The 12236-nt window shown below is 70.0% G+C and carries 7 protein-coding genes and 2 pseudogenes; 3 read left to right on the top strand and 6 right to left on the bottom strand.

Translation table 11 applies throughout. The features are described 5' to 3' along the window. Positions 1-84: 84 nt before the first annotated feature. The gene (locus OV079_RS30485; RefSeq protein ID WP_267772524.1) at positions 85-1296 is read left to right on the top strand and encodes an acetyl-CoA C-acetyltransferase; all 1212 of its coding nucleotides are present in this window, start codon (positions 85-87) and stop codon (positions 1294-1296) included. Positions 1297-1319: 23 nt separating this feature from the next. Continuing rightward, positions 1320-3504 (top strand): annotated as a pseudogene (locus OV079_RS30480) (3-hydroxyacyl-CoA dehydrogenase NAD-binding domain-containing protein). A gap of 61 nt (positions 3505-3565) precedes the next feature. Here OV079_RS30480 and OV079_RS30475 read toward each other — a convergent pair. From OV079_RS30475 to OV079_RS30465, 3 genes are all read right to left on the bottom strand, one after another. Continuing rightward, positions 3566-4180, bottom strand: coding sequence for a TetR/AcrR family transcriptional regulator (locus OV079_RS30475; protein WP_420829549.1), 615 nt, complete (start codon positions 4178-4180; stop codon positions 3566-3568). 122 nt (positions 4181-4302) lie between these two features. Next, positions 4303-5742, bottom strand: coding sequence for a monooxygenase (locus tag OV079_RS30470; protein WP_267772522.1), 1440 nt, complete (start codon positions 5740-5742; stop codon positions 4303-4305). Positions 5743-6060: 318 nt separating this feature from the next. After that, positions 6061-6690 carry a TetR/AcrR family transcriptional regulator gene (locus OV079_RS30465; RefSeq protein WP_267772521.1) on the bottom strand — a complete coding sequence of 210 codons (630 nt, stop codon included), beginning with the start codon at positions 6688-6690 and terminating at the stop codon, positions 6061-6063. Between the two features lie 236 nt (positions 6691-6926). Here OV079_RS30465 and OV079_RS30460 point away from each other — a divergent pair, with 236 nt between their 5' ends. Then, entirely contained in the window at positions 6927-7061 is a 135-nt protein-coding gene (locus tag OV079_RS30460) for a hypothetical protein (protein WP_267772519.1), read from the top strand. A gap of 16 nt (positions 7062-7077) precedes the next feature. Here OV079_RS30460 and OV079_RS30455 read toward each other — a convergent pair. The 3 genes and pseudogenes from OV079_RS30455 to OV079_RS30445 form a co-directional block, all read right to left on the bottom strand. Beyond that, positions 7078-8011, bottom strand: a pseudogene (locus OV079_RS30455) (PLP-dependent cysteine synthase family protein). A 266-nt stretch (positions 8012-8277) separates the two neighbouring features. Further along, positions 8278-8595 (bottom strand): hypothetical protein, encoded by a 318-nt coding sequence (locus OV079_RS30450; protein ID WP_267772516.1) that lies wholly within the window; start codon positions 8593-8595, stop codon positions 8278-8280. 110 nt (positions 8596-8705) lie between these two features. Further along, on the bottom strand, positions 8706-11189 hold the full coding sequence (locus OV079_RS30445; protein ID WP_267772515.1) for a plasma-membrane proton-efflux P-type ATPase: 2484 nt from the start codon (positions 11187-11189) through the stop codon (positions 8706-8708). Positions 11190-12236 lie beyond the last annotated feature (1047 nt).

Genomic DNA, 12236 nt, shown 5'->3' with positions numbered 1-12236 from the left:
GCCCCGGGGCCGCCCGTGAGTCAAGTCTGCGGCCGTTCTTTTAATTCGTTGTAAAATTTTCGTCGCCGGGCTAGCTTGTCGACCATGGTAAGGAGCGCGTTCATCTACGACGCGATGCGGACCCCCCGCGGCAAGCTGAAGGGCGGGGCGCTGCACAGCATCAAGCCGGTCGACCTGGTCGTCGGGCTCATCGACGAGCTGGTGCCGCGCAACCCCGGGCTCCGGCTCGACCGCATCGACGACATCGTCCTCGGGGTGGTGTCGCCGGTCGGCGAGCAGGGCGGGTGCATCGCCCGCACCGCGGCGCTGGTGGCCGGGCTGCCGGAGACGGTCGCCGGCGTGCAGCTCAACCGCTTTTGTGCATCTGGGCTCGAGGCCGTCAACACGGCGGCGGCCAAGGTCGCGTCGGGGTCGGACGACCTCGTGCTGGCCGGCGGCGTCGAGTCGATGTCGCGCGTGCCGATCGGCGCCGACGGCGGGGCCTACCATCAGGATCCGACCACCGCGTACGACGCCTACTTCGTGCCGCAGGGCATCGGCGCCGATCTCATCGCCACGCTCGAGGGTTTCAGCCGCGAGGACGTCGACGCGTTCGCCGTCGGCTCGCAGCGCAAGGCCGAGCAGGCGTGGAAGAACGGCTGGTTCAAGCGCTCGGTCGTGCCGGTCAAGGACATGAACGGCGTGCTGGTGCTCGACCACGACGAGCACCGCCGCCCCGATTCGACGGTGCAGTCGCTGGGGGCGCTGCCGGCCTCGTTCGTCAAGATGGGCGAGCTCGGCGGCTTCGACGCGGTGGCGCTGCAGAAGTACCACCGGGTCGAGAAGATCCACCACGTCCACACGGCCGCCAACTCGTCGGGCATCGTCGACGGCGCGGCGCTGATGCTGCTCGGCAGCGAGGAGGCCGGCAAGCAGCTCGGCATCAAGCCGCGGGCCCGGGTCGTGTCGATGGCGGTGACCGGCAGCGAGCCGACGATCATGCTGACGGGGCCGACGCCGGCGACGAAGAAGGCGCTGGCGCGCGCGGGCCTGCAGATCGGCGACATCGACCTGTTCGAGCTCAACGAGGCGTTCGCGTCGGTGGTGCTCAAGTGGCAGCGCGACCTCGAGGTCCCGCCCGAGAAGGTCAACGTCAACGGCGGCGCGATCGCCATGGGCCACCCGCTCGGCGCGACCGGCTGCATGGTCCTGGGCACGCTGCTCGACGAGCTCGAGCGCCGCGACCTGCGCTACGGCCTGGCGACGCTGTGCGTCGGCGCCGGCATGGGCATCGCCACCATCATCGAGCGCGTGTGAGCGCGTACTCCGAGGGCACCGAGATGACCAGCGAGTCGAACACCAAGGCCTCTGCGATCCACTGGAAGCGCGACGACGACGGGGTCGTGATCCTCACGATCGACGACCCGAGCTCGAGCGTCAACACGATGAACGACGCCTACACCGAGTCGATGGCGGCCAGCGTCGAACGGCTCGAGGCGGAGCGCGAGTCGATCACCGGGGTGATCGTCACCAGCGCCAAGAAGAGCTTCTTCGCCGGCGGTGACCTCAATCGCCTGCGTCAGTACGACACGTCGCGCGCGGCCGAGCAGACGGCCCACATCGAGCGCGTGAAGGACCACCTGCGCCGGCTCGAGAAGTTCGGCCGCCCGGTGGTCGCGGCGATGGGCGGCACCGCGCTCGGCGGCGGCCTCGAGGTCGCCCTGGCCGCGCATCACCGCGTGGTCGCCGACGTGCCGGGCTGCCAGATCGGCCAGCCCGAGGTCACTCTGGGCCTTTTGCCCGGGGGCGGCGGCATCACCCGCATCGTCCGTATGATCGGCCTGCAGAAGGCGCTGACGCAGGTGATCCTGCCGGGCACCAAGTTCAATCCGCGCGAGGCGCTGGAGCTCGGCCTGGTCGACGAGCTGGTCGCGTCGGTCGATCAGCTGATCCCGCGGGCCAAGGCGTGGATCGCCGCGAACCCCAATGCGGCGAAACCGTGGGACAAGAAGGGCTTCGAGATCCCCGGCGGCAGCGCGGCGAGCCCGGCGATCTCGAGCGTGCTGCCGGCGATGGCCGCGAACCTGCGCAAGCAGCTCAAGGGCGCGCCGCTGCCGGCGCCGCGAGCGGCCCTGGCCGCGGCGGTCGAGGGCTCGCTGGTCGACTTCGACACCGCGTCGCTGATCGAGACCCGTTACCTCGTCAGCCTCACGACCGGCCCGGTGGCGAAGAACATGATCGGCGCGTTCTTCTTCGACCTGCAGAAGATCAACGCCGGCGCGAGCCGCCCGGCGGGGTTCCCCAAGTTCCAGGCCAGGAAGGTCGGCGTGATCGGTGCCGGCATGATGGGCGCGGCGATCGCCTACGTCGCGGCCAAGGTCGGGATCGAGGTGGTGCTCAAGGACGTGTCGCTGGCCGGCGCGCAGAAGGGCAAGAACTACGCGGTCAAGCTCGAGCAGAAGGCGGTCGAGCGCGGCAAGACGACGCAAGAGAAGGCCGACGCGCTGCTGGCACGGATCCACCCGACCGAGGACCCGAAGGACTTCGCCGGGGTCGACTTCGTGATCGAGGCGGTGTTCGAGAGCGTCGAGCTCAAGCACAAGGTCTTCAAGGAGATCGAGCCATACGTGGAGCCGACGGCGGTGCTGGGCTCGAACACGTCGACGCTGCCGATCGCGCTGCTGGCCGAGGGGGTGCAGCGCCCGGCCGACTTCATCGGCATCCACTTCTTCTCGCCGGTCGACAAGATGCAGCTGGTCGAGATCGTCCGCGGCAAGAACACGTCCGACGCGGTGCTGGCCAAGGTGTTCGACTTCGTGCTGCAGATCCGCAAGACCCCGATCGTGGTCAACGACGCGCGCGGGTTCTTCACGTCGCGGGTGATCGGCAAGTTTATCAATGAGGCCGTGGCGGCGGTCGGCGAGGGCGTCGAGCCGGCGACGATCGAGCAGGCGGCGCTGCAGGCCGGCTACCCGGCAGGCGCGCTGCAGCTGCTCGACGAGCTGACGATCACGCTGACGCAGAAGATCCGCCAGGAGACGCGCAAGGCCGAGGAGGCCCAGGGCAAGACCTGGGTCCCGCACGGCGCGGAGGCGGTGGTCGACCGCATGATCGAGGAGCTCGGTCGCAAGGGCCGCTCGACCGGCGGCGGTTTTTACGAGTACGACGAATCGGGCAAGCGCATCGGCATCTGGCCGGGGCTGCGCGCGGCGTTCAAGTCGGGCAGCAAGGAGATCCCGTTCATCGACATGCAGGAGCGGATGCTGTTCGCCGAGGCGATCGACACCGTGCGCTGCGTCGACGACGGGGTGCTGACTTCGGCCGCCGACGCCAACATCGGGTCGATCTACGGCATCGGCTTCCCCGGCCTGGACGGGCGGGGTGCTGCAGTACATCAATCAGTACGAGGGCGGCCTGCGCGGCTTCGTGCAGCGGGCGCGCCAGCTCGCGGCGGCCTACGGGCCGCACTTCGAGCCGCCGGCGTCGCTGGTGGCGAAGGCCGAGCGCGGCGAGCGATACGAGTGAGGTGAAGCGCTGGGCCGGGTCTGCCAGGTTTCATGAACGGCTCGACCCAGCGTCTGTCGCCTCACCCGGCGAACAGCGCCGGGTGGCCCATGCCGTATCTGACAAAATCTTGCGTCGCCTTGACCAGGTCGGCGAGCGAGCGCATGCGCGGGTTCCACCACTCGGCGGCCCAGTTCATCGAGCCGAGCAGCAGCAGGCGGGAGACGTTGATGTCGAGGCCGGGGCGGAGCTGGCCTGCGGCCTGGGCCTGGGCGAACAGGTCGCGCCACAGCCGGCTGTAGGTGGCCTCCTCGGCGGCGGGGCGGACCCGCAGCTGCTCGGGGACCTGGTTGGCGTTGCGGATCGACGCGGTCGTGTAATCGGAGATGTGGAGCTCGTAGCGGAGGTGCGCGGCGACGGCCTCGAGAATTTTCTCGAAGGGGCTGGTGCCGGCCGGCAGGGCGGCCAGGACCTCCTCGACGTGCATGCGCACGCGGTGGGCTCCGACCCACATGACCTCCTCGATCAGCGCGTCGCGCGACTCGAAGTAGTAGTAGATCGCCGGCGCCTGGACCTCGGCGGCCTCGGCCACGTCGGCCAGGCGCGTGCCGGCGTAGCCCTTGCGGCTGAGCACGTGCGCGGCGGCGTCGAGGATCCGCTCGCGCGTCCGGGCCGACTTGGTGTCTTCGCTCGCCATGTGCGCCGCCGAGTATAACCGCTCGCGCCCGCGGGCGCAGCCGGCGAGCTCGTGCGTCCGCGCGCGCAGCAGGGCGGCTGTCTCTTCGCGCATGCCCCCGAGGGCATGTGCGAGAGGACAGGTCACGGGCTGTCGGTGCTGACGTAGACCATGCCGAGGCACATCTCGTCCTCGGTGCCCTCGCCCCACTTGAGCGAGGAGTCGCCGGCGGAATTATCGAAGTGGCACTCGAGGCGGACGCTGTCGGTCGGCTCGATCGTGATCGGCGCGGCGAACTCGTAGATGCCCTGCCAGTTGAAGTCCCAGCGGGGCACGTCGATGAGGCAGGCCTCGGGAGCGCCGCCGCTCTGGACGACGAGGCTGGCCCGCGCGCCGCGGGTGTGCATGTGGACGCCGGCCATGTGGGCGAGCAGCGGCTTGCCGACGCCGATGGCCTCGTCCTTGTAGAGGTACTGGATCACCGAGCCGAGGTCGATGGTGAACGAGTGGGTGACGTCGGCCTCGCCGGCGGGGATCGTCATCGCCGGCGCGTCGACCATCCAGCCGGGGTGGGCGATCGGCAGCAGCAGGGCCGGGCGCGCGACGGTCTCGGCGGTGCGGACCATGATCGTCGACTGGTCGGCGACCGGCGCACCGTTCGGGTGGTAGTGCATCTGCATGGCGATCTTCGAGCCCGGCTTGACGCGGATGCCGGTGCCCTCCGGCAGCGCGCCGGAGCTGGCGCCCGGCACCCACGCGCCGAGCCACTGCGCGCGCGGGCTGGCCTCGCCGCCGGGGCCACCGTAGCACGGGTAGCCCGGCCCCGGGTCGGCGGCGTCGAGCGCCTCGAAGTCCTCGAGCTCGTCGGGCGGGATGATGAAGGCGATCACGTGATGCACGATCTCCCGCGCCCCGGGCTCGATCGTGAAGGCCGTCGCGTAGGCCTCCTGGTCTTTGGGCCAGTCGAGCAGGAAGCAGCGGTAGTCGTCCGCGACGCCCTGCGCCGGCGTGAAGGGCTCGGGGATCCCGATCTGCACGTCGTAGGCGATCGGCGGGGCGTCGTCGTCGGGCGGCGGGGGCGCGTCGTTCGGGTCGCCCGCCGGCGCGTCGGCGGCGATCCACGCGAGCACGAGCTCGCGCTCGGCGTCGGTGAGGCCGCGGTCGTGGGCGAACTGATTGCAATCGGCGCCCGGCGGCCACGGCGGCATGGTGCGATCCTCGATCGCGGGAGCGAGGATCTTGGCGAACATGCCGGCCTCGTCGTAGTTCGTCAGCGAGAACGGGGCGATGTCGCCGGGGCGGTGACAGGTCGCGCACTTGGCGTCGAGGATCGCCTTGATGTCGCGATAATAGGTCGGCCCGACGGGATCGCCGGTGGTGCCCGTCGGCGCGCCGGTGGTCGGCTCGTCGCTCGTGGTCGTCGAGGTGGTCGCGGGCGCGTCGGTGCTGGCGTCGGTGGTCGCGGGGCCGGGGTCGGTCGCGGCGGTGGTGCTCGAGTCGGTGCCGGACGTCGGCGTGTTCGACGAGTCGTTGCAAGCGGTGAGGGCGACCAGCGTGAACACGAACGAGCGCGCGCGAGACATCGCGGCCAGGATATCCCGCGCGGCCGGGGCGAGGGGGCCCGGTGCGCGGAGGAGTGACGGCGGCGGGCTCACGCGCCCGGTCGGGCGGGCCGCTCCGGCCCTTCGGCCGGGGTCGTGAAGCCGCGCGAGGCGCGGGGTGGTGAAGGCGGGGCGCGGCGACGGTCCGGGGTCTGCCGGCCATCGCCGCAGTGCGACGTCTTCATGGCTGCTCCCCGATCTGCGCGCACGTTCTCGTCGACCGCCCCCGTCGCCCCGGGGTCGCGGGCCCGATCCGGCGGTTCGCGGACGACCCGAGGCGGCGGGGCCTCCTGCGCGCGTTCACGGGGCTGCGCGGGTCGGGGCGCGGCGCAGCCACCCCGCGAGCAGGCCGACCAGCTCGTCGACGAGGGCGCCCGAGCGGGTGTCGTTCGGACGCTCGAGCACGCCGTGGTAGACGACCTCGCGGCAGATCGTCGCCAGCATCCAGCCGGCCAGATCGAGCCGCGGGGAGCGCACGCCGGAGGCGGCGAGGAACTCGACGACCCCGGTCGCGCAGCGCTCGCCGGCGGTGGCCGGCCGACGACCGCGGAGGCGCGGGACCTCCTCGGTGAACACCCGCTGCAGGGCGGGCTCGATCGACTGCGCGGCGACGTAGGCCTCGATCAGGGCGCGCAGGGTCGACTCGAGGTCGCCGCCGCGCGGGCGCACGAGCGCGGCCATCATCGCCGCGTCGGTGCGCTCGCCGTGCCGCCGCTCGAGCTCGACGACGATCGCCTCCTTGTTGGGGAAGAACTGGTAGAGCGAGGCGATGTTGACCCCTGCGCGCTCGGCGATCCGGTTGGTCGTGAGGCGGGCGTAGCCGTCGCGCACCAAAATGTAAGCCGTGGCTTGCAGAACGGCCTCGACCGTCGCCTGCGAGCGGCTCTGAACGGGACGACGGCGGGGCTCTACGCGACGCTTGACGGCCATGCGGGGGATGCTCGCGTCTCACACGCCGGCGATGCAAGCAATTGCTTGTGTTTTGCGGAGAGAGCGGGCGCCGCCGCCATTCGGCGGCCTGCATGCGCCGTGATGTTCGAGAGCGTCGCTCGTGCAACATCCGCCAGCGCAGCGCGTGCAGCCGCACCGCCCGCGGGCTCCGCTGCAGCGCCGCCTCGCATTCTGGGGCGAGTCGAGAAGGCGCAGAACTTGGGGCGGTCGCGGCCTTGCTCGACACGAACAAGCGTCAGGCGGTCGCGGCGGAGCCAGAGCCGCTGGAGGCGTCGTTCCGCGAGCTCGAGGAACTGTCGGAGGAGGACTCGGCCGCGCTGCTGGCCGAGTCCTCCAACACCTCGGCCTGAGCACCGGCGCGGCCGTTCACTTGCTGAAGTACTTCATGCCGGTGTCGCACATGAGCGTGACGACGGTCGCGTCCGGGCCGAGCCGCTCGGCGACCCGCAAGGCGGCGAGGACGTTGCTGCCGGTCGAGGTGCCGGCGAACAAGCCTTCCTCCCTGGCCAGTCGCTTCGTCATCGCGGTCGCCTCCGCGGTGGATACGAGCTCGATGTCGTCGACGATGTCGGGCCGCCACAGCGGAACCACAAAGCCGGCGCCCACCCCGTCGATCTTGTGGGCACCGGACGGACCGCCCGACAACACGGCCGACTCCGAGGGCTCCACGGCCACGATGCGGACGCCGGGATGATGGCGGCGCAGGGTCTCCGCGGTTCCGCGCAGGGACGCCGCGGTCCCGACGCTCTGGACGAAGGCATCGACGCGCCCGCCGGTCTGGGCCCAGATCTCTTCCCCCATGCGGTGGTAGGCGATGACCTGATCGGCGTTCTTGAGCTGATCGGTCCAATAACAGCAGTGCTTCTCCGCGATCACCCGTGCCGATTCGATCATGTCACGCGTGAGCTTCTCGGTCATACGCCCGTCATCGCTGTGGATGACCTCGAGCTGGGCCCCGAACGCCCGCATGTGCTCGAGCTTCTCGCGGGCGAAGGCGTCGGAGGTTACGATGTGGAGCGGGTAACCCTTGACGGCGCAGACGAGGGCCAGGGACACGCCCGTGCTGCCGCCGGTGTACTCGACGACGGAGCCGCCCGGCTTGAGCCTGCCGTCGGCCTCGGCTGCCTCGATCATGGCGAGCGCCATGCGGTCCTTCATGCTACCGGTCGGGTTCTCGCTCTCGAGCTTCACGAGGATGCGCGCTACCAGCAGGCACGACATTTCGCAGATGCAACAACGATGTGTTGCCGATACGGTGAAGAATGTTCGGCGTCAGTTCCGGCAAAGCCTCGCTCGGCATGCTTCAGGCTAGGTGCTGGTCCCCGTAGGTGTCAAGGTCGCGCATGCACTCGAGCGGCGGCGAGGAACAGAGTCAGGCGGGCGTAGGCGAAGAGACGGGCGATGTTTCGCCGGCGACGACGACGTCGCAGACGCGCCCCAGGTTCGCCCGGCTCGAGCGTCGAGTCGCGGTCGACGGACGGGGTGTCGTCAAGGCGGACGCGACGGCCCTGCTGCACGAAACAATGCCTGCGGTGGCGACCGAAAGCAGCTCGCGATTGCGAGGTGCTACTCGCGATCCACCGGCGGCGCCCGACTGACCTGGTACAAGGGACAGCATGCCCAAGCCTCGCACCGCACCGCGTCGTCGAGCGCCGCGATGTCGTGCTCGACGTATCCGAGCGTGTGCCCGATGACCTGGACGCGATGAACGAACTGTGTGCGGCGTACGAGCGAGTTGCGGATGTCGCGCGCGAGCAGGGAGACCTGACCCGGTCCCTCGAGATGGCCCAACGGAGCCTCGAGCTCAGCCGCGAACTCGTGGAGCGCGCCGGCGACGAGCTCGGTTTCAGCGGGGTTTGGCCATGCCTGCGAGAAGGTGGCCAACGTGCTGGGCAAGCATCGCGTGCACGAAGCGTTGACGCTGACCGAGCAAGGTCTGGCGATCCGCTTGCGGCTCTGCGAGCGACTGAGATGCGTCGACGACATCGTCGACGTCAGCGCCATCGAGGCGGGTCACCGAGTTCGACTATCGAGCTTTGGCGCACCGATCGAGGAAGAAGACCTTGACGGAGTCGTTGACGAGAAGGCACATCACGGCCGCGTAGCCGAAGACGAAGAGGCTCTGCCACCATGGTAGGGAGGAGCGCCGGCAGGCCTGCGAACGGCAGGGCCGCGCCCAGGGCCACGTCGGCGGCCAGGGCCGCGAGCAGGGGCATGCTCGGCGCGCTCGCCCAGAACCTCCGCCGCTCCCTCGCGGACAGGAGCGAGAACACGGCGAAGAAGAGCAGCAGTTGGAGGCTGAACGTGGCGACCGCGCGGTCGTCCACCGCCAGCCCGAAGTGCGACCAGGCGACGTACAGGAGCCCGAGCGACTCCGCGACCATCATCACCCCGACTGTCACCGACATGGCGACGAACCCGCCGATCTTCCATGTCTCGGGCGCGCGCGACGGGCGCACGCGATCGGTGGCCAGCGCGATCTTGGCGAAGTCCGTCATGAAGACGAGCAAGAGCATGGCGAACGCGGAGATCACGAACTCGCCTGTCACGACGTACGCGACGGCCACGAACGACGCCACGAGGATGGTCCAACTGATCTTGTTGATGATCCACGTCAAGATCCGCTGGTAGGTCCGCCGTCCCTCGTCGACCAGCGCGATGATGTCGATGAGTCCGGGCTCCGTCAGCACGACGCTGGCTGCCGCCTTGGCGACGTCGGTCGCGGTGCTGACGGCGATGCCCACCTCCGCTTGCCGCAGCGCGGGCGTGTCGTTGACGCCGTCGCCCGTCATCCCTGTGACGTGCCCCGCGGCCTGCATCCGCGCGACGATCATGTACTTGTCCTCCGGGTAGACCTCGGCGAACCCGTCCGCCGCGAGCACGGCGCTCGCCACGTCGGCGTTCGCCGCCCTCAGCTCGCCGGGGCGGCGGATCTCCTTCAGCCCGACCTCTCGCGCGAGCTCGCTCGCCACCTCGAGCGCGTCCCCGGTCACCATCTTCACCGTCACCCCGAAGTCGCGCAGCGTGGCGATCCACTGGCGGGCGTCGGGGCGCGGGGGATCGTAGAGCGACACCAACCCCAGCAGCTCGACGGGTCCGTCCTCGGGGCCCCGGGCGACGGCCAGCGTGCGATGGCCTCGCTGCGCCGCGTCGCGGACACGAGCCGCGAGCGTATCGAGCGCATCGGCTTCGATCCCGCACTCCCGAGCGATCGTCCGGACCGCGCCCTTCATCACGCGGAGCCGGCGACCGTCCACCTCGACGACCGCCTCCGTGCGCCGGCGCTGCGCGTCGAACGGCGCGAACGAGACGACCGTGGGTGCGGAGGTCGCGTCGAACAGTCGCCGGTCCTTCGCCGCGGTCAGGAAGGCGAGGTCGATCGGGTCCTGGTTGGCCTCCTGGGACGCGAGCGCGCCGGCGGCGAGCACGTCGGACTCCGTCGCACCGCCCCACGGGCTCACGCCGGCGACGTTCAGCCGATTCATCGTGATCGTGCCCGTCTTGTCGACGCACAGCACGTCCATCGTCGCGGCGTCCTCGACGGCGCTGAGGCGCACCACCAGCACCCCGTGCTCCGCGAGGTGACGCGACCCGAGCGCGGTGCTGACCGTGAACATGACGGGGAGAGCGACCGGGATCGCGCTCATCAACAGGACCAGCGCGAGCGGGGCCAAATCGAGCCGCAGCTCGCCGCGCACGAACGCCAGCACCAGCACGACCCCGAGCAGCGTCCCGACGATGATGAGCAGCCGGTGCACCAGGCTGGCGACCACGGCCTCGATGTGGAGCCGCGGTCGGGCCATGCGGACCAGCTCCGCCGTGCGACCGAAGGACGTGCGCGCCCCGGTCGCCAGCACGATGCCGTTCCCCTCGCCCTGGCGGACGACGGAGCCCGACGCCAGCACCTCGCCGACGACCCTCTCGACCTCGGCTGTCTCGCCGGTGAGCACCGACTGATCGACGCGCAGGGTGCCGTCGAGGAGTTCGACGTCCGCCGGGGCGATGTCGCCGGAGCGGAGCCGGACGATGTCGCCGGGGACCAGCTCGCGCGCCGAGATGATCCGCCAATCGGCGTCCCGGAGCGCGCGGGCGCGGACCTGCAGTCGGGTGCGCAGCGACTCGACGATCCCGGTCGCGCGCCGCTCCTGCACGAAGCCGACGATGGCGTTGACGACCAGGAGCCCGCTGACCACCGCGACGTCCGCATACTTCCCGAGCGCGGCGGAGAAGACGATGACGAGCTCGAGCATCCAGGCCGAGGCGCCCCAGAACTTCGCCAGCAGGGCGAGCGCCGGGTGCCGCTTCTTCTCGATCACCTCGTTGTAGCCGTATGTCCCCCGGCGCGCCTGGACCTCCGCGTGCGAGAGGCCGCGACGTGGATCCACGCGCAACTCGGCGAGCGTGCGGCGGAGCGACGCGGCTGCGAGGTCCCGCGCCTCGCGGGCCTCCGCATGCTGGCCGTCCTCGGGTCCCGACATGAGGACTTTGTAACTCTGACGGCGTGTCGTGTCGGAGCGAGCGGCTCGACGCTCCTTGTCGTGGGCCGTGGGACTGTGGCGGCGCACGCGCCCGCGAGCGGCGCCGCTGGCCCCGCGCTGAGCTTGCCGCTCATCAGCAAGCTTTGGGGACCGCGGGTGCGCGGCCCACGGGGACAAGGACGGCTGGCCGCGTTGACCTACGAGATGCAGGCGGGTACGTTGCAGCATGAACGAGCAGCCCGCACGGCCCTCGGGTGTGTCCCTCGCTAGAATCTGCGGGGAGTGCTCCTCCTCGGTGCGGCATTGCTGGTCTTGATCGTGATGCTCTTTTTCCCGGGCCGCCATTCAAAACCTGGCGAAGCCGCGTCCGAAGATGCGGCGGCCCCACCGTAGAGCCGAACAGGTTGCCGTGGGCGAGGCCGAGCGCCCCGAGGACCGGGATGTGCGTAGCGACCCACGCAAAGTCGGCGAGGATCGTGGCGACGGCAAGCGCCCCCCGCTTCTGCGAGGGGCGCTGCGAATGGCGTCGGCGCGACGATGAGTACTTCAGTCCGTTCCACCCTGACTCTTCTGTTCCTCCTTTCCGGCGTCCCAGCGATGACCGATACACCAGAGGTTCGATCCAGCGATGAGGCATTCTGCGCACACGGCGGAGCTCAAGATGCTGAGCTCCTGTATAGGGCCGTCCTTCAGGCGCCTTCCCAACACCGGCGAGCCATCTTCGCACTTTCTCCCGAAGCGAAGAGCTCGCTCTGGAAGAGCCATCTGGAGCGGTACAAGGCAGCACACCCACGGTTAACCGATGGTCAATTGCACGTCCTGTGGCCTGTGACGGAGAGTGCAGGTGACCGCGTTCACCAAAGGTCCCAGCGAGTTTCAGGACGGGCCGACTGAATCAGGGTCGGCCCTTCCTGCACACTGAGGCGAGCGGGGATGGTCCCCGCGCCGGCGGTCGCCCAGGCGTCGAGACGAGCGGACCCGGCTGCGGTGGGAGGCAATATGTCTCGAGGGACATGTTGCTCCCCTTTCGAGGCCCGCGCGGCGAGC

The sequence above is a fragment of the Nannocystis pusilla genome (assembly GCF_026626665.1).
Lineage (GTDB): Bacteria > Myxococcota_A > Polyangia > Nannocystales > Nannocystaceae > Nannocystis > Nannocystis pusilla.
The sequence above is the reverse complement of the archived record's forward strand: the minus strand, read 5'-3'. Positions and strand labels throughout refer to the sequence as shown.